24 protein-coding genes are annotated in these 24,411 nt (G+C 69.8%); 13 read left to right on the top strand and 11 right to left on the bottom strand.

Features of this window, described 5'->3' with window-relative positions:
* Genes pxpB through AC1D29_RS23725 form a run of 4 tightly spaced genes read left to right on the top strand, consistent with a single transcriptional unit; the run spans position 1 to position 3,291 of the window.
* Positions 1 to 639, top strand: coding sequence for a 5-oxoprolinase subunit PxpB (gene pxpB / locus AC1D29_RS23710; protein ID WP_477902084.1), 639 nt, complete (start codon positions 1 to 3; stop codon positions 637 to 639).
* Positions 636 to 1,559 carry a 5-oxoprolinase subunit C family protein gene (locus AC1D29_RS23715; RefSeq protein ID WP_477902086.1) on the top strand — a complete coding sequence of 308 codons (924 nt, stop codon included), beginning with the start codon at positions 636 to 638 and terminating at the stop codon, positions 1,557 to 1,559. The genes pxpB and AC1D29_RS23715 overlap by 4 nt, the downstream gene beginning before the upstream one ends.
* Positions 1,560 to 1,567: 8 nt before the next feature.
* Positions 1,568 to 2,302: a 5-oxoprolinase subunit PxpA gene (gene pxpA / locus AC1D29_RS23720; RefSeq protein ID WP_477902261.1), complete on the top strand. Its 735-nt coding sequence runs from the start codon at positions 1,568 to 1,570 to the stop codon at positions 2,300 to 2,302.
* 2 nt (positions 2,303 to 2,304) lie between these two features.
* Entirely contained in the window at positions 2,305 to 3,291 is a 987-nt protein-coding gene (locus tag AC1D29_RS23725) for a DUF72 domain-containing protein (RefSeq protein ID WP_477902263.1), read from the top strand.
* Positions 3,292 to 3,358: 67 nt separating this feature from the next.
* On the opposite strand, the gene AC1D29_RS23730 is transcribed toward AC1D29_RS23725, so the two are convergent.
* The 3 genes from AC1D29_RS23730 to AC1D29_RS23740 form a co-directional block, all read right to left on the bottom strand.
* Positions 3,359 to 3,544: a hypothetical protein gene (locus AC1D29_RS23730; protein WP_477902088.1), complete on the bottom strand. Its 186-nt coding sequence runs from the start codon at positions 3,542 to 3,544 to the stop codon at positions 3,359 to 3,361.
* Between the two features lie 88 nt (positions 3,545 to 3,632).
* On the bottom strand, positions 3,633 to 4,178 hold the full coding sequence (locus AC1D29_RS23735; protein ID WP_477902090.1) for a 2'-5' RNA ligase family protein: 546 nt from the start codon (positions 4,176 to 4,178) through the stop codon (positions 3,633 to 3,635).
* Positions 4,179 to 4,181: 3 nt separating this feature from the next.
* A complete protein-coding gene (locus tag AC1D29_RS23740) occupies positions 4,182 to 4,400 on the bottom strand; it encodes a hypothetical protein (protein ID WP_477902092.1) in 219 nt (72 codons plus the stop codon).
* A 157-nt stretch (positions 4,401 to 4,557) separates the two neighbouring features.
* On the opposite strand from AC1D29_RS23740, the gene nirK reads away from it, so the two are divergent.
* The 6 genes from nirK (at position 4,558) to AC1D29_RS23770 (ending at position 11,806) form a co-directional block, all read left to right on the top strand.
* On the top strand, positions 4,558 to 6,009 hold the full coding sequence (gene nirK / locus AC1D29_RS23745) for a copper-containing nitrite reductase (RefSeq protein WP_477902094.1): 1,452 nt from the start codon (positions 4,558 to 4,560) through the stop codon (positions 6,007 to 6,009).
* Positions 6,009 to 6,737 (top strand): formylglycine-generating enzyme family protein, encoded by a 729-nt coding sequence (locus AC1D29_RS23750; protein ID WP_477902096.1) that lies wholly within the window; start codon positions 6,009 to 6,011, stop codon positions 6,735 to 6,737. The genes nirK and AC1D29_RS23750 overlap by 1 nt, the downstream gene beginning before the upstream one ends.
* The gene (locus tag AC1D29_RS23755; RefSeq protein WP_477902098.1) at positions 6,734 to 7,288 is read left to right on the top strand and encodes an SCO family protein; all 555 of its coding nucleotides are present in this window, start codon (positions 6,734 to 6,736) and stop codon (positions 7,286 to 7,288) included. The genes AC1D29_RS23750 and AC1D29_RS23755 overlap by 4 nt, the downstream gene beginning before the upstream one ends.
* Before the next feature lie 78 nt (positions 7,289 to 7,366).
* Positions 7,367 to 7,945, top strand: a complete 579-nt coding sequence (locus tag AC1D29_RS23760; protein ID WP_477902100.1) for an ECF-type sigma factor — start codon at positions 7,367 to 7,369, stop codon at positions 7,943 to 7,945.
* Between the two features lie 61 nt (positions 7,946 to 8,006).
* The gene (locus tag AC1D29_RS23765) at positions 8,007 to 10,688 is read left to right on the top strand and encodes a protein kinase domain-containing protein (RefSeq protein ID WP_477902102.1); all 2,682 of its coding nucleotides are present in this window, start codon (positions 8,007 to 8,009) and stop codon (positions 10,686 to 10,688) included.
* 137 nt (positions 10,689 to 10,825) lie between these two features.
* Positions 10,826 to 11,806: a PEP-CTERM sorting domain-containing protein gene (locus AC1D29_RS23770; RefSeq protein WP_477902104.1), complete on the top strand. Its 981-nt coding sequence runs from the start codon at positions 10,826 to 10,828 to the stop codon at positions 11,804 to 11,806.
* Here AC1D29_RS23770 and AC1D29_RS23775 read toward each other — a convergent pair.
* Together AC1D29_RS23775 and AC1D29_RS23780 are read right to left on the bottom strand one after the other, a co-directional pair.
* Positions 11,803 to 12,549, bottom strand: a complete 747-nt coding sequence (locus AC1D29_RS23775; protein WP_477902106.1) for a LytR/AlgR family response regulator transcription factor — start codon at positions 12,547 to 12,549, stop codon at positions 11,803 to 11,805. The genes AC1D29_RS23770 and AC1D29_RS23775 overlap by 4 nt on opposite strands.
* Positions 12,546 to 13,598, bottom strand: a complete 1,053-nt coding sequence (locus AC1D29_RS23780) for a sensor histidine kinase (protein ID WP_477902108.1) — start codon at positions 13,596 to 13,598, stop codon at positions 12,546 to 12,548. Before AC1D29_RS23780 ends, AC1D29_RS23775 begins: the two co-directional genes overlap by 4 nt.
* 91 nt (positions 13,599 to 13,689) lie before the next feature.
* Here AC1D29_RS23780 and AC1D29_RS23785 point away from each other — a divergent pair, with 91 nt between their 5' ends.
* The gene (locus tag AC1D29_RS23785) at positions 13,690 to 14,094 is read left to right on the top strand and encodes a DUF1761 domain-containing protein (RefSeq protein WP_477902110.1); all 405 of its coding nucleotides are present in this window, start codon (positions 13,690 to 13,692) and stop codon (positions 14,092 to 14,094) included.
* Between the two features lies 1 nt (position 14,095).
* Here AC1D29_RS23785 and AC1D29_RS23790 read toward each other — a convergent pair whose 3' ends face one another.
* Complete coding sequence (locus AC1D29_RS23790; RefSeq protein ID WP_477902112.1) at positions 14,096 to 14,749, bottom strand: PEP-CTERM sorting domain-containing protein; 654 nt, start codon at positions 14,747 to 14,749, stop codon at positions 14,096 to 14,098.
* A gap of 26 nt (positions 14,750 to 14,775) precedes the next feature.
* Entirely contained in the window at positions 14,776 to 16,965 is a 2,190-nt protein-coding gene (locus AC1D29_RS23795) for a phosphocholine-specific phospholipase C (RefSeq protein WP_477902114.1), read from the bottom strand.
* A gap of 393 nt (positions 16,966 to 17,358) precedes the next feature.
* Here AC1D29_RS23795 and AC1D29_RS23800 point away from each other — a divergent pair, with 393 nt between their 5' ends.
* Positions 17,359 to 17,628: a hypothetical protein gene (locus AC1D29_RS23800; RefSeq protein ID WP_477902116.1), complete on the top strand. Its 270-nt coding sequence runs from the start codon at positions 17,359 to 17,361 to the stop codon at positions 17,626 to 17,628.
* Between the two features lie 109 nt (positions 17,629 to 17,737).
* A complete protein-coding gene (locus tag AC1D29_RS23805; RefSeq protein WP_477902118.1) occupies positions 17,738 to 18,415 on the top strand; it encodes a biliverdin-producing heme oxygenase in 678 nt (225 codons plus the stop codon).
* Here the strand turns inward: AC1D29_RS23805 and AC1D29_RS23810 are convergent.
* From AC1D29_RS23810 to pufM, 4 genes are all read right to left on the bottom strand, one after another.
* Entirely contained in the window at positions 18,412 to 20,547 is a 2,136-nt protein-coding gene (locus tag AC1D29_RS23810) for a GAF domain-containing protein (protein WP_477902120.1), read from the bottom strand. The two genes, AC1D29_RS23805 and AC1D29_RS23810, sit on opposite strands and share 4 nt — an antisense overlap.
* A 35-nt stretch (positions 20,548 to 20,582) precedes the next feature.
* Positions 20,583 to 22,019 (bottom strand): transcriptional regulator PpsR, encoded by a 1,437-nt coding sequence (ppsR, locus tag AC1D29_RS23815; protein ID WP_477902122.1) that lies wholly within the window; start codon positions 22,017 to 22,019, stop codon positions 20,583 to 20,585.
* 147 nt (positions 22,020 to 22,166) lie between these two features.
* The gene (gene pufC / locus AC1D29_RS23820) at positions 22,167 to 23,279 is read right to left on the bottom strand and encodes a photosynthetic reaction center cytochrome PufC (protein WP_477902124.1); all 1,113 of its coding nucleotides are present in this window, start codon (positions 23,277 to 23,279) and stop codon (positions 22,167 to 22,169) included.
* Positions 23,280 to 23,421: 142 nt separating this feature from the next.
* Complete coding sequence (gene pufM / locus AC1D29_RS23825; RefSeq protein WP_477902126.1) at positions 23,422 to 24,399, bottom strand: photosynthetic reaction center subunit M; 978 nt, start codon at positions 24,397 to 24,399, stop codon at positions 23,422 to 23,424.
* Positions 24,400 to 24,411: the final 12 nt, after the last annotated feature.

The raw sequence follows: 24,411 nt of genomic DNA on the forward strand, positions 1-24,411 counted from the left end.
ATGGCCAGCTTGTCCATCCATCCCCTCGGCGAAGCGGCGCTGTGCTGCGCGCTGCCGGCGCCGCAGTCGCTGGCGCAGCAGCAGCGCATCTGGCAGCTGGCCGCCGGCCTGGCCAAGGTCGACGGCGTGCAGCAGCTGATCCCAGGCATGAACAACCTGACGCTGCTGTTCGATCCGCTGCAGACGCAGCCCGCGGCGCTGGAACAGGCCGTGCGGGACCTGTGGGAACAGCCCGCATCCGACCGTGCGCTGGGCCAGCTGGTCGACATCCCCGTGACCTACGACGGCCCCGACCTGGCCGACGTCGCCGCCCACTGCGGCCTGTCCAGCGACGAAGTCGTGCGTCGGCACACTGCGGCCGAGTACTGCGTGTACTTCATCGGCTTCCAGCCCGGCTTTGCCTACCTGGGCGGGCTGGACCCACTGCTGGCCATGCCCCGCCGCGCCGAGCCGCGCGTGGCCGTGCCGGCCGGCAGCGTCGGCATCGGTGGCGCGCAGACCGGCATCTACCCGCTGGCCACGCCGGGCGGCTGGCAGCTGATCGGCCGCACGCGGCTGCCCCTGTTCAACCCGCTGGCCGAGCCACCCACGCTGCTGGCACCGGGCGACCGCGTGCGCTTCGTCGCCGAGACCTTATGAGCCTGCAGATCCTGCGCGCCGGCCCGCTGACGACGGTGCAAGACCTCGGTCGCAACGCCTGGCGTGACCGCGGCATCAGCCGCTGCGGCGCGCTGGATGAGCTGGCGCTGGCCTGGGGCAACCTGCTGGTCGGCAACACGGTGGATGCGGCCGGCCTGGAGTTCACGCTCGGTGCCGCCAGCCTGCGCCTGGACGCCGACTGCTGCATCGCCGTGACCGGCACCGATGCCGACGCGACGCTGGACGGCCGCCCGCTGCGGCCCTGGTGGCGGCAACACGTGCGTGCCGGCCAGACGCTCAAGCTCGCCGCGCCGCGCGAGCGCATGCGCAGCTATCTGGCGGTCTCGGGCGGCATCGCCGTGGCGGCGGCGCTGGGCTCGCGCAGCACCGACCTGAAGGCGGGCTTTGGCGGCCTGGCCGGCCGCGCGCTGCACGACGGTGACCGCTTGCCGCTGCAGCCACCCACCACCCTGCCGTCGCGGGCGATTGGCATTCGCCCACCGGACTGGGATGCGACAGTGCGCGTGCTGCCCGGTCCTGAGCACGAGGACTTCTCGCCCGCCGCCCGCGCCGCCTTCTGGGACAGCGACTGGCAGGTCACGCCGCAAAGCAACCGCATGGGGTATCGCCTCGCCGGGCCCGAACTCCAGCGCGAGCGCGGCGAGGAACTGCCTTCACATGGCGTGCTGCCCGGCGTCATCCAGGTGCCGCCATCGGGCCAGCCCATCGTGCTGCTGGCCGACGCGCAGACCACCGGCGGCTATCCCAAGATCGGCGTCGTCATCCGCGCCGACCTGTGGAAGCTCGCGCAGCTGCGCCTGGGCGGCACACTGCGCTTCCTGCCCTGCACGCTGGACGAAGCACAGGCCGCGCTGCGGGCCCAACGAACCCTGCTGGACCAACTGAGGAGCGCGCTGTGAACGATGCGCTGCATGTCGACCTGAACGCCGACCTCGGCGAAGGCGCGCCTGACGACGCCGAGTTGCTGGCCCTGGTCAGCTCCGCCAACATCGCCTGCGGCTGGCATGCCGGCGACGCACGGCTGATGCAGGCCACCGTCACCGCGGCGCTGGCGCGCGGCGTGGCCATCGGCGCCCACCCCAGCTACCCCGACCGCGACAACTTCGGCCGCAGCGAGATGCAACTCGCGCCCGCCGACGTACGGGCCGACCTGATCTACCAGATCGGTGCGTTGCAGGCGCTGCTGCGCGCCCAGGGCGGCCAACTGCACCACGTGAAGCCGCACGGCGCCCTCTACAACCAGGCCGCGCGCGATCCGGCGCTGGCGGACGCCATCGCAGCGGCCGTGCGCGCCGTCGACCCTGGCCTGGCGCTGTACGGCCTGGCCGGCAGCGAGCTGCTGCGCGCCGCCGAGCGCGCCGGCCTGCGCGCCGTGGCCGAGGTGTTTGCCGACCGTGGCTACCGCGCCGATGGCAGCCTGGTGCCGCGCAGCCAGCCCGGTGCCTTCGTCGACGACGTGGACGAGGCCGTGGCGCGCACGCTGCGCATGGTGCGCGAAGGCGTCGTCGTCGCGGTGACGGCCGAGACCGTGCCGCTTCAGGCCCAGACCATCTGCCTGCACGGCGACGGCCCGCACGCCCTCGCCTTCGCCCGCGCGATCCACGCCGCGCTCGCCGCCACGGGTGTGCAGCTTCACCCGTGACGTTGCAAGACGATCTGTTCGGCGCCGACGCCCCCGCCAGGCGCCCACGCGGCGTGCAGGCGGCACCGCCTCAGCCCGACGACGAAGCGCTGGCCGCCGCGCTGTCATCGCACATCCATCTCGGCACGTCGACCTGGAGCTACCCCGGCTGGCAAGGCCTGGTCTGGGCCGGCAAGCACAGCGAGGCGACGCTGTCCAAGACGGGATTGAGCGCTTATGCGGCCCACCCGTTGCTGCGTGCCGTCGGCATCGACCGCGGCTTCTACCGGCCGCTGGCGGCCAGCGAGTACGAGCGCCATGCACAGCAGGTGCCGCCCGGCTTTCGCTTCACCGTGAAGGCGCCCAGCCTGGTGACCGATGCCCTCGTGCGCAGCGAGGACGGCCGCGGCCAGCAGCCCAACCCGCTGTTCCTGGACCCGGCCGCGGCGCTGCAGGACTTCATCGAGCCGGTCTTCGAAGGCCTGGGGCCGCGCACCGGCGCGCTGGTCTTCCAGCTCAGCCCGCTGCCCGCGCCGCGGCTGGCACACATGAACGAACAGTTCGACCGCCTGCACGCGCTGCTGCTGGCCCTGCCCAAGCCGCCGGCCGGCGTCATCGCCGTCGAGGTGCGCGACGCGCAATGGCTGGGCACCGACCTCGTCGCGCTGCTGCGCGATGCCGGCGCCTGCTATTGCCTGGGCCTGCATCCCAAGTTGCCGCCGCTGCGGGAGCAGTTGCCGCTGCTGCGCGCGCTGTGGCCGGGGCCGCTGGTCGCGCGCTGGAACCTGAACCGCCTGCATGGCCCCTTTGGCTATGAGGACGCCGAGAAGCGCTACGGCGAGTTCAACGAGATGCTGGACCCGGACCCGGACACGCGCGCCGAACTGGCCCGCGTCATTCGTGGCACGGCCGGCGCGGGGCAGGACGTCTTCGTCACCATCTCCAACAAGGCCGAAGGCTGTGCGCCCTTGAGCGTGCGCGCGCTGGCGCGGGCCATCGTCGACGGCTGAGCGCGCGTCCACGCGCGCCACGCCAGAAGCCGCCCCTCGGGGCGGCTTTCTCTGCAGCGCGGCAGCCTCAGTGGGCCGGTGGCGGCTTGACCTCGGGCAGGTTGCCGCCCTCGTCTTCCCAGCGGCTGACGTCTTCCCGGTGCTGCCGGTGTTCGTCTCGCGAGCGGCGCACTTGCCGCTTCTGACTCAGGTGGTGAACCAGCTTCGCGGCCAAGCCGGAGGCGGCCACAAGGGCAATGACATGTTTGATCATGGCGGTCTCTCCTTGCATGGGGACGGCTCATGGTCACCGCTGCGCGGCGCGGTGGCGGTCGGCGGGCAGCCACGCCGCCTGTAGGACGTCAGGCCTGCAGCGGCCAGCGCCCGATGACGTCGTGCCGCGTCAGCCCCTGCGGGCTCTTCACCAGCACGAATTCGCTGGCGACCCAGCCCGGCAGCTCAACAGGCCAGGCGGGCGCCCTGCGCTTGTCGTAACGCAGCGTCAGATGGGGCTCGTAGCCACGTTGCGGCGCGGGCAGGCCATGGGCGACGAGGCGGTCCACCAGCGCGTCGCGCAGCTCGCGCACCGACTCCAGGCCCTGGCCGCCCGTCAGCACGAAGGGGTGCTTGCCCGCCTGCTCCTCGCCCCAGCTCTTGAAGGTGTCGAAGCTCAGGTCGAACGCGGGCCGCACCACCTCGGCGGCCGCGCGGCAGGCCAGCGCGACAAGCTGCGCGTCCGGCTCGCCGTCGCTGTAGCCAAAGTAATGCAGCGTGATGTGGAAGATGGTGCTGGGCCGCAGGCGCGCCTGCAGACCGCACGCCTCGTGCTCGGCGGTCACGCCCCGCGCGATGTGCGTGGCCGTCTCTTCATCCGGCCGCAGCGCGAAGAAGAGCTTGTGGCCGGTCACCGCTCAGTTCGTCGCCGCGGAGGCCGCCTCGACGGCGCGCTTGGCCGCGTCGTCGATGGAGCTTTGCACCTGCTGGCCGACGGCCTTGGGTTGAGGCAAGGCCCCGCTGGCAGCCGAGGCGCCGGCCGCTGGCGGCTTCAGCGCCGTGGCCTGCTTCTTGACCAGCGACAGCACGATGGCCGCAACGATGACGAGGGCGAGAAGGCTCAGGGCAGCGCGCATGGCAGACAAGGCGTGGTGAGGGTGTGGGCAAGCATAGCCGCGCCATCGGCGCGTGCTGCCGGCTTGATCCAGCGCAAACCACGCAGGAGGTCGGCTGCCTAGCATGGCTTCGCTCCGGCCGGCCGGCTTGAGGCACCACCCACCAGGGAGACACGCCATGCTGCTGCGCCTGCTTCTGCTCGCCGCGATCACCACGTCCACGCTGCTGGCGATGCCCGCCCACGGCGCGCCCGGCAAAGACCTGCCGGTGATCCGCGCCCAGCTGACCAGCCCCCCGCTGGTGCCGCCGGCCACGGGGCGCAAGACACCCGCCAAGGTCATCGTCGAACTGGAAGTGATCGAGAAGGACATGCCCATCTCCGAGGGCGTCAGCTACACCTTCTGGACCTTCGGCGGCACCGTGCCGGGCAGCTTCATCCGGGTGCGCCAGGGCGACACGGTGGAGTTCCACCTGAAGAACCATCCCAGCAGCAAGATGCCGCACAACATCGACCTGCACGGCGTCACCGGCCCGGGCGGCGGCGCGGCGTCCAGCTTCACGGCGCCGGGCCACGAATCGCAGTTCAGCTTCAAGGCGCTGAACGAGGGCATCTACGTCTACCACTGCGCGACCGCGCCCGTGGGCATGCACGTGGCCAATGGCATGTACGGCCTCATCCTCGTCGAGCCGCCGCAGGGCCTGCCCAAGGTGGACCACGAGTACTACGTGATGCAGGGCGACTTCTACACGACCGGCAAGTACCGCGAGAAGGGCTTGCAGCCCTTCGACATGGAGAAGGCCATCGCCGAGCAACCCACCTACGTGCTGTTCAACGGCGCCGAGGGAGCACTGACCGGCGACAAGGCGATCACCGCCAAGGTCGGCGAAACGGTGCGCATGTACGTCGGCAACGGCGGCCCCAACCTGGTGTCCAGCTTCCACGTCATCGGCGCCATCTTCGACAACGTGCGCTTCGAGGGCGGCACGCTGGCGCAGAAGAACGTGCAGACGACGCTGATCCCGGCCGGCGGCGCCGCCATCGTGGACTTCAACGCCAAGGTGCCGGGCAGCTATGTGATGGTGGACCACTCCATCTTCCGCGCCTTCAACAAGGGCGCGCTGGCCATCCTGAAGATCGACGGCCCCGAGGACAAGAGCATCTACTCCGGCAAGGAGGTCGACTCCGTCTACCTGGGCGACCGCGCCGCGCCCAACCTGAATGCGGTGGCCAGCGCCACGAAGGCAGCGGCCGGGGGCACGCTGACGCCGCAGGACCAGATCGCCGCCGGCAAGGCGCTGTTCGCGGGCACCTGTTCGGTCTGCCACCAGGCCAATGGCGCCGGCCTGGCCGGCGTGTTCCCGCCGCTGGCCAAGTCGGACTGGTTGGGCCAGGACCCCAAGCGCGCCATCGGCGCCGTGCTGCACGGCCTGTCGGGCAAGGTCAAGGTCAACGGCAAGGACTACGACTCCGTGATGCCGCCGATGAACCAGCTCAATGACGACGAGGTCGCCAACATCCTGACCTATGTGCTGAACAGCTGGGGCAACCCGGGCGGCAGCATCTCGGCCGACGAGGTCAAGAAGCAGCGCGCGGCCAAGCCGGCCACGACCAACCAGGCGGGTCACTGATGGGCCTGGCCACCGCGGTCCTGGCCTTGAGCGGCGCGATCTACGTGCCGCTGCCGGCGGGCGTGCTGAACAGCGTGCTGGCGCGCGACACCGACCGCGAGCCGACGCGCATCGCCGCCTTCGCGCTGCGCGAGACGCCGGTCACGCGCGCCGAGTTCCGCCGCTTCCTGGCCACGCACGCCGATTGGCGTCCCGACCGCGCGCCGGTCGTGTTTGCCGGCGCGGGCTATCTGCGCCAAGTTGCCGAAGGCGGCAGCGACGACGCGCCGGTCACCGAGGTCAGCTGGTTTGCCGCCCAGGCCTACTGCGAGGCCGAGGGCGGCCGGCTGCCGAGCTGGTACGAGTGGGAGTACGCCGCCGCGGCGGACGCCACGCGCACCGACGCCCGCGGCGACCCGGCCTGGCTGGCGCGCATCCTCGGCTGGTACGCGCGGCCGGCCAGCCAGTCGCTGCCGGCCGTCGGCGGCGCGGCCAACGTCTACGGCGTGCGCGACCTGCACGGCCTGGTCTGGGAATGGGTGGACGACTTCAACGCGCTGCTGGTCAACGGCGACAGCCGCAGCGCCGCCGACCCCGACAAGCTCAAGTTCTGCGGTGCCGGCGCGATCGACCTGCAGGACCGGCAGAACTACGCGGTGCTGATGCGTGTCGCCCTGCTCTCCTCGCTCAACGCCGCCGACAGCACCGGCAGCCTGGGCTTTCGATGTGTACGCGAGGTGACGCGATGAAGCGATGGTTGATGTGCGGCTGGCTGTGGCTGGCCGGTCTTGCGCTGGCCCTGCCCGGCGACTCCGTCTACCAGCTCGACGCGACGCTGACCAACCAGCGCGGCCAGACCGTCAAGCTGGATGGCGCGCGCGGCCAGCCGGTGCTGGTCAGCATGTTCTACACCAGCTGCCAGTTCATCTGCCCGATGCTGATCGACGCCGCGCGCGACACGCAGGCGGCGCTCAGCGACGCCGAACGCCCGCGCGTGAAGGTGCTGCTGATCAGCTTCGACCCGGCCCGCGACACCCAGGCCAAGCTGGACGGCATGGCCAAGGAGCGCGGCCTGGATGCCTCGCAATGGACGCTGGCCCGCACCGACCCGGCGACGGTGCGCAAGATCGCCGCGTTGCTGAAGTTCCAGTACCGCGCGCTGCCCGACGGCGAGTTCAACCACAGCGCCGAGCTGATCCTGCTGGACGGCGAGGGCCGCATCGCGGCGCGCACGTCCATGCTGGCCGGCGCGGACGCGCGCATGGTGGGGGCGATCCGCAAGCAGCTGGCGGCGCGCTGAGCGACCGGCCGAGCGCCCAGGCCATGCACGCCGATCGTGGGAGGGCGCACCGCGTAGACCGCCCCTACCATCGGTTGCATGGGAGGACCTGACCACACTGGCGAGATCACCTCGCTGATCCACGCCGCCCGCACCGGCAGCACGGCGGCGGTGGACCGGCTGTACGAGCTGCTCTACGCCGACCTGCGCCGCGTCGCCCACGCCAAGCTGCGCCACATCGATGACGGTGCCGGCGTGCTGAACACGACCGCGCTGGTCCACGAAAGCTATCTGCGCCTGGTCAAGCTGGAGCAGCTGCAGGTGCGCGACCGCGCCCACTTCCTGACCTACGCGGCCCGCGTGATGCGCTCGGTCGTCGTCGACCTGGTGCGCGAGCTGCGCGCGCAAAAGCGCAGCGACGGTCAACCGCTGCTGACGCTGGACACCGCCGCTGGCGACACGGCGCCGGCAGGCGACGCCCAGATCCTGGCCGTGCACGAGGCGTTGGCGGAGCTGGCGGCCGTCGACGCGCGGCTGGTGCGCGTGGTGGAGATGCGCTATTTCGTCGGCCTGGAGATGGACGAGATCGCCCAGGCGCTGGGCCTGGGCAAGCGCACCGTCGAACGCGACTGGGAGAAGGCACGCAGCTTTCTGTACAGCGCGCTGAAAACCGGCTGAGCCCTGGCGAACAACGCGCCCGGATGCCGCGACTGCCGACAGCAACTCCCGCCGTTTTGCCATGCAGCTGACCCCCGAAGACTGGCGCCGTACGCTGGCGCTGCTGGACGAGGCGCTGGCGCTCGCCCCGTCGGCGCGACCGGCCTGGCTGGAAGGACTGGACGCCGGCCCACCTCAGGTGCGCGCCGCGCTGCGACAGCTGTTGCAGGACCGCGGCGCGATCGAGACGGCCGATTTCCTGCACGCGCTGCCGCCGCTGCACGCGGCCGACGGGCTGGTGGCCGGCCAGCGCGTCGGCCCGTGGGACCTGCTGCGCGAATTGGGTCGCGGCGGCATGGCCAGCGTCTGGTTGGCGCGCCGCAGCGACGGCGCGCACCGCCGCGAGGTGGCGCTCAAGCTGCCGCACAGGCTGCAGTCCACGCGCGGCTTCCTGAAGCGGTTCGCGTTCGAACGCGCCATCCTGTCCACGCTAGATCACCCCTGCATCGCGCAGGTGCTGGACGCCGGCAGCGACGCCGGACAGCCCTGGCTGGCGCTGGAGTTCGTCGACGGCGTGCCCATCACCGAGCACGCGGCGCAACTGCCGCTGAATGCGCGGCTGATGCTGTTCATCAGCGTGTTGCGCGCGGTGCAACACGCCCACGAGCGACTCGTCATCCACCGCGACCTCAAGCCCGCCAACGTGCTGGTGACGGCCCAAGGCACGCCCAAGCTGCTGGACTTCGGCGTCGCCAAGCTGCTGGCCCCGGAGGGCGAGACCGTGGACACGGCGCTCACGCAGGCCGGCGGGCGGGCGATGACACCGCTTTATGCCAGCCCGGAGCAAATGGCCGGCCGGCCGCTGGGCGTGGCCAGCGACGTGTACTCGCTGGGCGTGCTGCTGTACGAAGTGCTGACCGGCAAGCGCCCCTACCTGCTGGCGCGCGACACGCCGGCGGCGCTGGAGGAGGCCATCCTGGGCGCCGACGTGCTGCCGCCGAGCCGCATGGCCAGCCAGCGCGCGCTGCGCGGCGACATCGACACGTTGGTGATGAAGGCCTTGGCGAAGGCGCCGGCCGCACGCTATACGGCGGCCGCCGCGTTCGCCGACGACATCGAACGCCACTTGCGCTTGCAGCCCATCCTGGCGCGACCGGCGACCTTGCCGTACCGGCTGGGTCGGTGGCTGCGCCGGCACGGTTGGGCCGCAGGCACTGCCGCGGCCGTGGGGGTGGCGCTGACGGCAGGCCTGGTGAGCACCGCGTGGCAGGCCGAGCGCGCCGACCGCGAGGCGCGCCGGGCGCAGGCCACCAGCGACTTCCTGGCACGGCTGTTCACCGCCACCGATGCGCGCGAGAACACGCCCGAGGCCGCCGCACGCATCACCGCCCGCGACCTGCTCGAACGCGGCGAGAAGCGCCTGGCCACCGAACTGCGCGATGCGCCCGAGGCGCGCGCACGCCTGCTGGGTGTGCTGGCCGACATGCAGGCCGGCATCGGCCAGGCCGAGCGCGCCGCGGCACTGCGCGCGCAGGGCGTCGCCGTCTGGAAGCAGCTGGGCGGCCACGAGATCGAGCTTGCCGAAGCGCTGTCTCAGCTGTCCACCGCGGAGCTGGCCATGGACCGCGACGCCGCCGCGGAGCAGCACGCCCGCGAAGGGACTGCCGTGTTGCAGGGCCTGCACGGCGAGGCCGCCGACCGGGCCCGCGGCAACCTGCAAGTGCGCCTGGGTGATGCGCTGTTCCGCAAGCAGGCGGACAAGACCGATGCCGAGAACGCCTACCGCGAGGCCGTGCGGCTGCTGTCGAAGAAGCCGGTCAAGGAGGACGAATATCCGGGCGCGCTGAACGGCCTGGCGTGGATCCTGGCAAGCCGTGGCGACATGCCCGAGGCCCTCGCGCTGATGCAGACCATGCGCCGCGAGCGCGTTGCCCGCTGGGGTTCGGACTCGCTGATGGTCAGCGCGGTGGACCGCGATCTGGCGCATTTCTACAAGCTCTCCGGCCGCCTGGTCGATGCCGAACGGGCGAGCGACCAGGTGATGAAGGCGATGCGCGCCAACGCCGGTCCGGGCAGCGAGGAATTTCTCACCGCGCAGTTCGGGCATGCGGTGATCCTGCAGGACCGCGGGCAGTGGGCCCAGGCGCTGGCGCTGTTCCAGGCGACGGAGCAGGCCTACCGGTTGCGCGGGGATGGCGGTTTCCTGTACCGCGCCGGTTCGGCCGCCGCAGCGGGCGAATGCCTGCTCGAACTCGGGCGCTTCGACGAAGCACGGCCGCTGATCATCCAGGCCGCCGGGGAACTCGCCGACAAGGCCCCCGGCCAGGGCATGTCGACCTACGCGCTGGGGGTATTGGCGCGGCTGCAGGTCGCGGACGGCCACTTCCACGACGCGGCCGCGACGTATGCCAGGCTGGACAAGGCCGCCGCCGCCGAGCCGCCTTTTCGCAGTCACCGACGCACCAGGCTCTACCTGCGCCAGGTGGACATGGCGCTGAAGCAAGGCGACGTCGTGGCGGCGCAGGCCTTGCTAGCTCGGGCCACAGCGGCCATTCACCCATCCTCGCCCTGGCAGCCACTGATGCTGGACATGATCGAAGCCCGGCAAGCGCAGATCGAGCTGGCGCAAGGTCGTGTCCAAGCGGCACTGGCACGCCTGGACGCCGTGCGGCGGAGGCAGCCACTGGCCGCAGAGCCCAATGCCAGCCCGGCATTGCAGGCCGACGTGGCGCGCCTGATGGCGCAGGCGCAGCAGACGCGTTGAAGCCACCACCTTAGGGGGTGCGGCGCAGAAGGTGGCGGGTTCGAGGCCCGCATTCCGTGTTCCCGGGTATGCCGCTGCTGCGCTTTCGAGCCTGGCGGGGCACGACGCCATCAATTCCCCACTGTGAGAGACACGCCATGAACCCCTACCTGCGCCTGTGCCGCCATGCGGCCAGCCTCCTGATCCTGGTGACCGCGCCGCTCGCGCTGCCGCCCCTGGCCAATGCGACGGTGCTGTCCACCTGGGGCGGCCGGGTCATGCTGCGCTGCGTGCCGACGCGCGACGACCTGCCTTGCCTGGCCGAGGCGGTGAACCGCCCGCTGACGGGCGTGAACCGTGGCGGCGCCGTGATCACCGGCAGCGACACCGCGCAAAGCCTGTACGAGACCGTCGGCAACGGGCTGCCGGTTCAACACTTGTTGCAGGCCAACTGGCAGTCGACTGCTGCGGTGGGTCTGCTCCAGGCCGGGGCGTTTTCAAGCTATGCCCTGGGGGCGCCGCCCTCCAACTTCGGCGCGCCGCTGGTGCGCGCCGAAGCGCATGCCGAGTACATGGACGAACTCGCCATCCACGGCGGCGCCGGCGCGTCCGCATTGACCATGCACTTCAGCTTCAACGGCCTGTTGGGCAGCCAGAAGGACCTGCCCCAGCCGCCCGGGATGTTCAATTACCCGGACGGCATCGCCACGGCGGCGTTCAGGCTGGCGATCAGCCACGGCCGCGGCTCACCGGTGACCGTGGTGCAGACGGCGCCGGGCAGCCTGGAGTCGCCCGGCCTCGTGACGCTGAACCGCGGGCGGCAGCTCGGTGACCGGACACCCGATGTGCAAGGTCTGGAGTTTCACTTCATCGTGCAGGACGGCAGCATCCTGGATCTGCGGGCCCAGCTGGACATTGCCGCGGAGCTCAACGCCTTCGCCGATTTCCGTCACACGGCCACACTGGACTACATCCTTGCGCCTGCGGACATCAGCATCAGCTCGGGCTCGGGAACCCTGGTGCGCCAGGGCGACCGCTTCGTCTTCACCGCCGTCACCTCCGCCGTGCCCGAGCCTGCGGCGGCAATCCTGTGGCTGGCGGGGCTGTGCGGCCTGGCCTGGCAGCGCAGGCGAGCCTAGCGCGCCAGCCAGTCCCTGAAGGCCGCGGCGCGCTCCTGGCTGACGAAGAACTCGCCCGCCAGGGCCGGCCGCAGTTGCAGCCGCAGCCGCCCCTTGCCCGCGGGCACGAAGCCCGCCACCGCGCGCGCGGCCAGCAGCGTCTGCCGGTTGGCGCGAAAGAACTGCGCCGGGTCCAGCTGGGTTTCCAGTTCCGCCAGCGGCGTCTCCAGCAGCAGCCGGCTGCCGTCGTGCAGCACCGCGTGGCTGAGCTTGTCCAGCGACACGACATACGCCAGCTCGGCCACGTCGAAGGCCTGGAAGGCGCTGGCCTTGCGGCCCAGCAGGCGCTGGCGCCAGCGCGGGCGCTGCAGCTCGGACAGCACGGCCATCACGTCGCTGCCAAAGCCGCGCCTGAGCTTCTCGGCCTTGGCCAGCGCCCGGGCCAGCGCGGCCTCGCCCACGGGCTTGAGCAGATAGTCCACCGCCAGCGCGCGGAAGGCGGCGATGGCGAACTGGTCATAGGCCGTCGTGAAGATGACCGGCACGGCCAGCTCGCGGCCGTCAAACAGCTCCAGCGACAGGCCGTCGCTGAGCTGGATGTCCAGCAGCAACAGGTCGGGCGGCGGCTGCGTGGCCAGCCAGTGCGCGGTCGCGCCGACGCTGTCGGCGTGGCCGACGACGACCACCTGCGGCGCGACGCGGGCCAGCGCCTCGACGAGGCGCTCACGGGCCGGCGGCTCATCCTCGGCGATGAAGACTTTCATGCGGCGGACTGTAGGGGGACCTCGACCTCGAAGCGGCCATCGGCGTCCCGCACCACCAAGGCCCGGCCGTTCAGCAGCCGGCAGCGCTCGTCGAGGTTGGCCAGACCCACGCCGGCCGACGGCAGCGCCGTGCGGCGCGGGCGCAGGTCGTTGCCGACGGTCACGGCCGCGTCGCCCAGCGACAGGCTCACCGGCAGCGGCTCGGAGGCGCTGGCCTGGTTGTGCTTGACGGCGTTCTCCAGCAAGGTCTGCAGCGCCATCGGCGCGATGCGCCAGCCGGTCGCTGACGCCAGACTGGCGTCGACCTGCAGCGGCATGGCCGCACCGAAGCGCAGCTCCAGCAGTCGGTGGTAGCGGCGCAGGAAGGCCAGCTCCTCGGCCAGCGGCACGAGGTCTCGCTGGCGGCTGTCCAGCACATAGCGGTAGACCTCGGCGAGCGTGTCGCAGAACTCGCGGCCGCGCGCGGGCTCGGCCTGGATCAGGTGGCCCAGCGTGTTCAGGCTGTTGAACAGGAAATGCGGGTCGAGCTGGGCCTTCAGCGCGCCGAGCTCGGCCTGGGCGCGCAGCCGCTCCAGCCGCTCGACGCGCACCAGGTCGGACTCGCGCTCGCGGATCAGGAACATGGTCTCGTAGCCATGCGTCACGAACAGCACGCAGATGACATTGGTCAGCGTCACGATCTGCAGCGTGCTGCGGTCAACGGCCAGGCCGGCGGCCAGGTACCAGCCCAGCAAGCCGAGCACGGTGATGGGCGCCGTGTAGAGCACGTTGGCGACGACCAGCATCAGCAGCTTGCGCAGCGGGCGCTGGAACCAGTCGAAGTGCTCTCGCTGCTTGAACAGCAGCCAGCGGTTGCCGCCCCAGATGGCCGCGGCCAGCGCGATGAAGCCGAACAAGCCCAGCCAGAAGAGGCCGTCGCGCGGGCCGAGGCCGCCGTACAGGCCCGTCAGCCACGGGATGGCGAGGCCGAAGCCCAGGCTGCCGACGGCCATCACGAGCCGGTCATCGAAGCGCACCGGGTTCAGCGTCTGCAGATCGGCGTTCGGCAAGCGGATGTCCTGTTTCGGCGCGCGGGCCCTGGCGGCAGCCAGGGCGCACGGCCAGCATCCGCCGCCATCACCCCTTCAGCTGGAGCCCTGCATGGAAGACATCCACTTTAACTACCTGGCCATCGCCGCCGCCGCCCTCGTGAGCTTCGCCATCGGCGGGCTCTGGTACTCGCCCATCCTGTTTGCGAGGGCGTGGATGCGCGAGGCCGGCATCACCGAGGAGCAGACCCGCCAGGCGCCTCTGGGCCGCACCTTCGGCCTGTCGCTGCTGGCAGCCCTCGTCATGGCGTTCAACCTTGCGGCGTTCCTGGGCGCCAAGGCGAGCTTCGGCTTCGGCCTGTTCGCCGGCGCGGCCACCGGCATCGGCTGGGTGGCGATGTCGCTGGGCGTGATCTACCTGTTCGAGCAGCGCTCGCTGAAGCTGTGGCTCATCAACAGCGGCTACCAGGTGGTGGCGTACACGGCCATGGGCGGCATCCTCGGCGCGTGGCGCTGAGTCAGCGGCGCCGCTTCAGCACTCCACCCAGCAGGGCCAGGCCGGCCAAGGCATAGGCCAGCGTGCTGCCTTCCGGCACGGCGCTGGTGACGACGAAGGACAGGTTGTCGGCATAGCCGTCGTTGTCGCCGCCGCCCACGCGCTCCATGGACAGCGAGAACATCAGCGAGGCCGTCTGTGCGGGCAGCAGGCCGGACGTGGTCTGCCGGAACAGGCCGGTCTGGTTGCCGCGGTCTGCCGGGCCGACCGGGCCAATGACCGCATGACCGATCTCGTTGGCCTGGGTGTCGAGGAAGGACACGTAGAGCAGCGCGTTGTCGCCCTGCTCAGCCCAGCCGCCGAGCCAGCCGCTCAGGTCGTAGTGCAGCGGCTGGCCGACCAGTGCGCCCAGCTCGATGGTCTGGAAGCCGGCGGCCTGCGCGCCGACGCCGGCGAACATCTTGCTGCCGCGGTCGATCGGGCCGGGCTGCGTGGGCAGCACCCAGTTGCTGCCGTAGTCGACGGACTGGAACAGGCTGTAGCCGTCGAAGCCGGTCCAGCCGGCGGCACCGCGCTCGGCATCGCCGTTGACGATGAGGTTGCTGCCCAGCGTGGCTTGCGCCTGGGCGCTCAGGCTCAGGGCCAGCAGGCCGAGGGCGAAGGTGTGCTTGATCATGAAAGGTCTGCCTTTGAAGCGGGTGTTCAGGGGTGCGTCTGGTCGAGCACGGCGGCGCCGGACATCGCCGGGTCGCTGATCGACGGTTGGCCGTTCTCCAGGTGGCCGGCCAGGCGGCGGCCGAAGCCAGCGAGCCCGGCAATCTTGATGCTGTAGTCGTACCAGCGGTGTGACGCGTCCACGGCGATGCGTACCGTCGTCACGCTGTTGGCCAGCACCGGCCAGCTGCGATCGACCTCGTTGGCATAGCGGTTGGTGTGCAGCACGAAGGTGCAGGGCTTGGGGCCGTCGTTGCGCAGCTCGACGTTGAGCTCCAGGTAGACCCGGTCGGCCTGCACGCGGATCTCGGGCTGGGCTTGCGCGACACCGGCCTTGGGGAGGTTGCCGGTGAAGTGGCGGTGAAAGCCGTTGGGGCCCAGCACCCACAGGTCGTAGGCGGCGCCGGCCTGGCCGGGCCAGCTGCCGCTGAGCTGCTTGCCGGCCTCGACCGTGTAGCGGCGCGGCAGCTGGGCCAGCGCGAGGCGGTCGTAGACGTGGAAGACGGCGCCGGCATCGCCCTTGTTCTCGAAGCGCAGCGTGGCACCGGACGCGGCGGCGCTGCACTGCACCTGCAGCTCGTACGGCAGCGCACGCGCCATGCGGATGCCGGCCTCCTGCACCGGCGCGGCCAGGCCGGTAGGCGCTGCGGGCGTCTTGGTGCCTTGCAGTGCCAGCGCACGGGTGCGCAGCGCGGCGGTGGCCGGCAGGTTCTGCACGAAGGCGCTGTCCTCGGGGCGGGCGAAATCGAAACAGCCGGTCAGGTTGCCACTGACCGCGCGTCGCCACGGCGTGATCAGCGGTTCCTGCACGCCGAAGCGCGCCTCGATGAAACGGATCACCGACGTGTGATCGTGCACCTGCGAGTTGACCCAGCCGCCCTTGCTCCAAGGCGACACGATGTACATGGGCACGCGCGGGCCCATGCCGTAGTTGCGGTGCTGGTAGGCCGGGTTGCTGCCGTTGAGCACATGGTGGTACTCGCCGGTGGTGTCCACGGTCGACGCGCCGGCCAGCTGGGCCTTGGCGGGATCGGTGTCGTAAGTCTGGTACGACGGCGCCGCGGGCGGCGGCAGGTGGTCGAAGAAGCCGTCGTTCTCGTCGAAGTTGATGAACAGCACGGTCTTGGACCAGACCTCGGGGTTGGCGGTCAGCGCGTCAAGCACGCGGGCCGTGTAGTCCGCGCCCGACGCGGGGCTGGACGGGCCGGGGTGCTCGGAGCCTTCGGCCGTCGCGACGATCCACGACACCTGCGGCAGCTTGTTGGCCAGCACGTCGGCCTTGAGCTGGCCCAGGTCGCGCGTGCTGACACCGCGGTCACGCAGCTGCGCGGAAAAGCCCGGGCGGCCGTACCAGGCGTCGCGGAACGGCCGAAAGCCGGCCAGCGAGTTGTCGGTGAAGTTGTCGTCCATGTTCTGGTAGACCTGCCACGTGATGCCGGCGGACTGCAGGCGCTCGGGGTAGGTCGTCCAGGTGTAGTCGGTCAGCGGGTTGGGGTCGAACCAGTCGTGGCTGTTGTCGGTGGACGGGCCGCCGGCCTTGGCCAGCGGGTCGTTGCCGCCGCTCCACAGGAACAGCCGGTTGGTGTTGGTGCCCGTCTGCGTGGCGCAGTGGTAGTGGTCGCACAGCGTGAAGGCACGCGCCAGCGCGAACTGGAAGGGGATGTCCGCCTCCTTGTAGTAGCCCAGCGAATGCGCCTGCTTGGCGGCCGGCCAGTTGTTCATGCGGCCGTGGTCCCAGGCGGCCTGGGCGTCGCTCCAGGAATGCGGCGTGCCGCTGACGCGCATCACCGAGAAGTCCTGCTGCGTGTTCAGGTGAAACGGCGCGATGGCCGTGCGCTGGCCGCCCCAGTCGGGCCGGCCGGGCACCTTGGCGCCGCCGCCGTTGGGCTGCACGAACACGGTCTTGCCGGTGAAGGTGCCGGGGCGGTCCAGCGTCGGCACGGGGAAGGGATCGGCGAAGCCGCGCACGCCGGCCAGCGTGCCGAAGTAGTGGTCGAAGGAGCGGTTCTCCTGGGTCAGCACGACGATGTGCTCGACGTCGTGCAGCGTGCCGGTGCGCGTGTTGGCGGGGATGGCCAGCGCGCGCTGGATGGCGGGTGGGAAGCTGGCCAGCGCGGCGCTGGCGCCGACGGCCTGGCCAACGGCACGCAGGAAGCCGCGGCGATCTTGTTGGGACATGGGAAGCACTCCGGGGAGAAGAGTCGGGGGGTGGCCGGACTCTAGGAATGCGATGTGCAGCGCGCGTGACGGTGGCCGTGCCGGGTGGCCCAGGAGTGAAGCCTCAATCGGTGACGGGTCTGTCATCAAACCGAAAAAAACCCGCCGGCGGCTGCGTGCCATCGGCGGGTTAGGTCGGCGTCGTGAGGGGCGGCTCAGCGCCTCGGGCTCACTCCCACTCGATTGTCAAGTTGGCGGACGTCCTCCATGGGCAACGCATCAAATGCGTTCCGCCGCCTTCAACCAATACCGTCAGAGATGCCGATACCTCTGCGCGGCTTGCGACGCCACCAAACGAGCACTACGCGAGCCTGGCATCTATAACCTGTGCGCTACTCGATCTAAGCAACTCAAATGCTACCGTTTGACGGTATCGGATCGGGGGAAAAATCTGCCTGGAACGGTATCAGCAGCGGCACCGCGGCGAACGACGGCGTGACATCAAGCGCAGCGCTTGGCGTGACGGTCGAGCCGCTGGAACACGTCGCGGCATTAGCGGCCCGACTCCGGGCATGGCGGGTGTTCGGGGTGGCGATCTGGCTAGCCAGTCGCGAAGCGCAATTGATCAATGCCAGCACTTGCGCTCGGGCATCAAGCTACGGAAAAGGCGCCATGCCAACGTAATCCACTGCAGCTCCGGAACACCTTGCAGCGAAGTCGAGCTGTCCACACATCTCCATCTTCATCTACGGCTTGAACCACCGCACGGCGCAACACTTTCCGGCCAGCATGCTTGGCAGCGTCGCTGCAGAAAATCCTGCTGCATCATGCGCGGATGAACGTTTCAACTCGCTCAGGTTTTAGCGCCCGACTCAAAGAGGAAACACGTCATCTGCACATCTTGGCCGAACGCAGTGGCGTGATGGCAGATCTGCTGAACGGCCGCCTCAGTTTGCAGGGCTACTGCGAGCTACTGCGTAATCTGCAGGCCATCTATTCAGCGTTGGAGGTGGGGCTGGACCAGCATCCGCCGGACCCGCGTCTGTGGCGGCCGGAGCTGCGCCGGCTTGCAGCGCTTGAGCGAGACCTCGACGAGCTCAGCCCCTCCCTCGGACTGAGTTGCGAAGCAACGTTGACGGGGGCCGCCACCGCCTACGTGACCAGACTACGAGCGCTGGCGGCGATCAATCCCACGCAGCTTGTGGCGCACGCCTATTTACGCTACCTGGGCGACCTCCATGGCGGGCAAATGCTGGCCCACCTGATCCGTCGGCAATTTGGACTGAAGGGACGCCAGGGCACGGCCTTCTATGCGTTCGGCGAGCCAGATCAAGTGGAGAAGCTGAAGCGCGATTTCCGTGCCGGCCTCGATGCCCTAGCCCTGACGGAACAGCAGGCTGATGACTTGGTGGCCGAGGCATGCGAGGCCTTTCGCCTTCACGTGCAACTCTTCGAGGAACTGCAGGCCTAGCCGGAAAAGCTGCGGATCTGTGAATACAACCCGGCCGCACGGCGGGTTGAAGTTTCCAGCTCCTGCAACAGAGGTGCCAGGGGTGGGCCGCCGCGGGCGTCGGCGATGTCCATCGCGGCCAGGCTGGCATTGGTCAGGATGGCCGAAATGACCTCGTCGGCCTCGGCGGAGCCGCCCTGCGCCGCATTCCTCAGTGTGCTTTCGAGGTTCAGTCGCGCGGTGTCGGCGCGGCGGGCCTCGCGGAGGTCGATCAGCGTCAGCACGAAGCCGAGCAGGCTGCCATCGCGCCCCCTTACGGGTTCAGCATGCACGGTCATGGGCACGGCGTCGCCGTCACGGGTCAGCAAGTCCAGTTCACGCCGCCAACCATGACCGGAAGTGCGCATCTGCTCGAGCGACTGGCGGACCGACGGCGCCGCCGCGAACAGCGCCTCAACGGGGCTGCCCTTTTCCACCGCCCTGCCGCGCATGGCCTGCAAGGCGTCGTTGGCGAAGACGGACTGCCCCTGCGCATTGGCCACCAGCACCGGCTCGCGCGAGCCGGCCACGGCACCGCGGATCTGCACCAGCTGGTGCTCGGCGATCAGCAGGCGCACCGCATGCACCTGCACGATGATGTCCACCAGGGCCACGCCGATGCCGCGTGCCAGGGCCACCTCAGTGGTGGACCAGGGCACGGCGGTGCCGCGCACGATCTCCGACCAGGCCGCGAAAGAGCGCCGCGGCGACAGCTCCAGCGGGTTGTTGGCCACCATCGGCTTGGAGGGGTCGCCTGCCCAGGTGACGCTTTGCAGTTGCTCCTTGCGAAACCAGATCAGCCAGTCCGGGCTGTTGGTGGACAGGCGCACTGCCAGCACGCCACTGGCCGTCGGCGTGAGACTGGCCAGGGACGCGTTGGCCTGGCCGACCGAGGCGCAGAAGAAGGGTTCATCGCCACGCTGCGGCTGGTGCTGCACCCAGGCCAGCAGCGCGCGCAGCTCGGGTGTGGACGGTGCCTCGCCGGTGGTCAGCACTTCGCCCTCGCAGAACAGCGCGGCGCCGGTGGCGTCCAGCGGCTGCAGTAGCGTGCGAGGGTTGCGGAACAGTGCGTAACGCCAGTCGCCCTCGGTCGACGTCGCCTCCACAAGGCGCTGTTCCAGCCGGCGCACCATCAGAGCGACCTGGGCATGGGCATAGTTCTCAATGGCCGAGATGCGCGTGGAGGCCACCTCGGCCAGCAGGTCGGCGGCCGCCCGCACCGTGCAGCGCAGGTAGCGCGGCGAGTAGTGGTGGCAGGCGATCAGGCCCCAGAGCTGGCCTTCGCGCACCAGCGAGGCGGTCAGCGTGGCGGTCACGCCCATGTTGCGCAGGTACTGCAGATGGATGGGCGACATGCTGCGCAGCTGGCACAGCGACATGTCCAGCGGCACCTCGGTGTCTGGTATCAATGGCGACTGGACCGCGTCGACATCCACCAGCATGCGCACGCGATTGAGCAGGTACAGCGCCCGGGCACGCTGCGGGATGTCGCTGGCCGGGTAGTGGTGGCCAAGCAGCGACTCCAGGCGCGGGTGGCGCGCCTCGGCGATGACCTTGCCGTGGCCGTCGGGGTCGAACTTGTACACCACCACGCGGTCGTAGCCGGTCAGGTGACGCAGCACCTCCACCACCGCATCGGCCAGCACGCCCACCGAGGGCGCGGCACCAAAGCGCTGCAGCGCGCCGGACAGCGTCGCGGCCATCACCTCGGGCGTCAGGTCCTGCAGCTCGATGCCATCGGGCGCTGTCGCGGCCGGCTCCAGCTCCAGCACCAGCCGGTCATCGGCAAGCCGGTGTAGCGCGCCATCGAAGCGTCGCTGGGCCGCGCCGAGGCGGCATTGCAGGGCGACGGCCTCGTGCAAGTCTGCCGCTTGCTGCAGCTGGGCCACGCGCTCCGCGACGTCGCCGCCCAGCACGGCCAGCGGCCGCTGCAGCAGCGCGTCGGGCTCCACGCCCAGCAGGCGTGCCGCGTTGCCGCTGAGCTGTTGCACGCGCAGGTCGGCGGCGGACAGCACCAGCAGCGCACCGTGGGGCTGCACCGATCCCGCGAGGTGGATCAGTTCGCGCTCGCAATTGCTGAGGTCGGCCTGGCCGAAGGCGGGTGCCGCTTGCATCGCTGCCTTGTCCCTCTCGTTCTTCTATCGGTCGTTCAATTGATCAACGGGGTCGTGCCAGCAGCATCGGGCGGGTAGCGCAGACCGGACAGGCCATGCCGCTGGATGCGCAACTCCAGCGCCTCGGGCGTCATGCCCAGCGCGTCGGCGGTCGCGGCGCGCTGGCCGCCAGTGCGCAGCAGCGCGCTCTCGATCAACTGGCGCTCAGCCCGGTGGGCCACCTCCACCAGCAGGTCGGCCAATGGCACCCGCCCGACCTGGTCCAGCAAGCCCGTCAGCACATCGTCGCCCGCCAGGTGCGCCGGCAACCGGTGGCCCGGGCGCAGGATGAAGCCCAGGCAGGCCTGTTCGCCCTCGGCCATCAAGGCCGCCGACACGCGCACGCTTTGCGGGGTGCCGTCCAGGGAGCCGACCTCTAAGGGCAGGTTGGACACCATGCCGGAACCGCGCACCCGAGCGACCAGCCGCGACCAGCCGCCGCCGGCATCCAGCAGCAGGGCGGACAAGGCCTGGCCACGCAGCCGCGTCTCGTCGCCTTGGCGGGTCAGGCGCAGAAAGGCCGGATTGGCCATCAGAATGCCTCCTGAGGCGTCGGTGATGACGACTGCATCCGGCGTGGTCTCGACGAATTCGGCCATGCGCGACAGCGTCAGGCTGTCGCTCGCCCCGACGGTCGCCTCGTCACGCCGCGCACGCAGCAGGATCTGCTGGTGGTCATCCACGCGGAAAGGCGTGGCCGAGATGTCCAGCACGCCGGCCATGGCCGCGGAACGCACGCGAATCTCGCCGGCACGGCCGGTGCTGCGGGCGTTGGCCAGCAATTCGCTTACCGCGGCGCGCGCCGACGGCGGCAGGCTGTCAGTCAGCGGACGGCCCTGGATCAGGTTCAACTCATGCCCCAGCAGCAGCGCGCTGGCCACGTTGGCCTCCAGCACGCGCAGGCTGTCCGCATCCAGCACCAGCACGGCATCGTTGGCGACCTGGAAGAGCAACTGGTAGCGGTTCTCGGCCTGGCGGCGGCTCCAGTAATGGCGCTCCATGTCCTGCTGCGCCTCGACAAAGCGCTGCTGGATTGCCGCCACGGCACGCAGGTCGCGACCTACGGCCAGCACTGGGCCGTCAGCGCCCAGCCGGATCGCCGACCAAGTCACGGGCAGCTCGTCGCCGCCGTGCGCTGGATCTGCCGGGTGGCTCACCTCGCGCCGGCGTGAGACCACGCCGCTGCTGGACACTTCGTCCAGCAGGGACTGGATCTTGGGGCGTGTGTTGGGACTGACGGTGTCAATCCAGCGTCGACCTACCCACTGATCGCAGCCATGCGCGTGCACGGACGCACCTTCGGCAACGGAAGAGATCACCCCGTCTTTGTCGATGACTAGCGCAATGTCGCTTGCGACGCGCGCGATGGTCGTCGCAAGCTCTGTAGCCAGCGGCGACAGTGCGCTGAGGTCTGGGTCGGGAGGCTGGGACACCGGCGGTGGTCTCGATCAGGTGATGACAGGACCCAGGCGGCAACCTGAGGCCGCATGGTGACGACATCGATTATCACAAACACACTGATCGTAGGCGCCTCCAGCGCCGCCCTACCCTCCATAAACCCTCGGGCTAGCAGGTATCCCTCAGCCCGGCGCCACGCCCACCTTGGCCTCGGTTGCCGGCAGCGCCTGCAGCGCCTTCATGTCCTCGGCCGTCAGCGCCGAGACCCCCGAGGCGGCCGTGGTGGCGGGCATGGATTTCACAAGCAGTTCCGGGTGGTATTTGGCCATCTCGGCCCCATACAGCGGCTTGTGTGCGCCTTGGTGACAGGTCGCACAGTTGACCTTGGCGACATCACCGCCGGGCCCCAGGCGGTTGATGGGGAACGTGGTCGTCAGCGGCACCATGAATTCCAGGTTGAGCTCACGCGCCATGCGGATACCGTGCCAGGCCGTGATCCGCGGCGGCGAGCTGTTCTCCCAGGATCCCAGCGAGCGCGTGTTGTGGCATTGCGTGCAATTGACGCCCAGTGACTTGGACATGTGCATCATCAGGCCATAGGTCCACTCCGCCTGCTTGATGGACTGGCGGTTGTCCGCGGGCAGCGCCTGGGTGCCGGCCACGCGGATGTTGTCCGCGCCAAGCAGGAAGGGCGTGAACGGGTCATTGGGCAGTGAGGCCAGCCCGACGCTCGCAGCCGGGGCGTTCTGCCCCGCCTTGTTGCCGGCGAAGTCGTTGCTGCCCTTGGGCAACAGCGGCTGGAACCAGACCTCCTTGGGCACGTTCTCTCCTCGGTGGCAGGTGAAGCAAGTGACTCCGGTCTTGGCGACGTGGGATTTCCAGTCACTGTTGATCGTCTGCGTCATGACCAGCATGCGCCGCGCCACCACCTTGGTGTACAGCGAGTCGTCAGCAAAATTGGCGGCGTTGTGGCAATGCACGCAGCCCTGCTTGGGCGAGACCCAATTGGTCATGGCAAGCATGGTGCGGTTGAACTCGCCGACGCTGAGGTTGTTCAACACCTTGACGTTCTGGTAGACCTGCCCGGCCTTGGGGCCATCTGGCGATGCGGCCTCCAGCGGCGCCGGCGCCTGGTTGTCGGGCGCCTGCTCGGCGAGCGTGCGCGGGTTGTAGACCTGCTCCATGCCGGTGCCGCGGTAACCGCGCTGCACGGTCTCGACTGGTGGCCGTTCGCAACCGGCCAGCAGGCCGCAGGTCAGGGTGAAGGCCAGCAGGCCGAGGTTGAGGCGGCTCATGCTTGCACTCCTGGCTGCAGTGACGGCGGGCGATGGGCAGGCAGATGGGCCTGGATGCCGAGTCCCAACGCCGGTCCACTCATGGCTTGACTCAGGCTGACCCACAGTGGCGCAACCCAGCGCTTCAGTTGTTGACGGCTCATCACTTGACTCCCAGCAGTTGCAGGGCTGGGTCGATGACGGGCGGGAACACGGCCGGGTACATCGGCGCCAGGCCATGCTTGACGCCCCACAGATACCAGTTGTCCACCACCGTGCCGGTAAGCAGGATGCCGATGCCGCCGGTCAGCGGGCACAGCACGGCGAACCACCAGGCCCAGCGGTGGATGGACTCCATCGTCGCGTTGAAGCCCATGGTCCAGCGCCAGAACAGGGCCGCGCGTTCGCTGGCTGTGCCCCGGTCGGTGATCTGCTCGATCTCGCGCTCGCCGCCGAAGCGGCTGACCGCCAGGATGGTGGCGCCGTGCATCGCGAACAGCAACGTCGACCCATACAGGAAGGCGATGCTTAGCATGTGAAAGGGGTTGTAGAACAGGTTGCCATAGCGCAGCGAGAAGGCCGCCGTCCAGTCCAGATGCGGAAAGATGCCGAATGGCACCGCCTCGCCCCAGGCGCCCATCAGCAGCGGTCGGATGAAGCCGAGCACCAGGTAGAGCCAGATCGCCGCCGCGAAGGCCCAAGCCACGTGCGTGCCCATGCCCAGCTTGCGGGCCCGCCGGTACATGCGGGCCCACCACAGCAGGATGGCCATGGTCAGGAAAAAGCCGGCCAACAGCCACCAGCCGCCCTGGTTGAGCGGCGGCAGCTTCAGGCCATAGCCTGGGGGTGGCGGTTCCAGCGCCAGCCAGGGCAGCTGACGCAGGAACTGCACAGGGTCCCAGCCGACCGAGGCCCACATGTTGAGCCCGATGATCTCGAAGGCGATGAAGCCGCAGATCAGCGAGCACACGCCCAGCCAGCCCAGGTAGATAGGGCCGAGCTGCGCGTCGCCGATGCGGCCCAGCCAGTGCCAGTGCAGGCCCTTGCCCTCGCGCTGGTACTCGTCGCGGCCCAGCGGCACACCCGGATAGGACGGCGCCGCGACCTGGACGCTGGTGAAGAGATTCTGATATTCAGCCATGGTGGGTGCTCC

Source organism: Roseateles sp. P1_C6, from assembly GCF_056406315.1.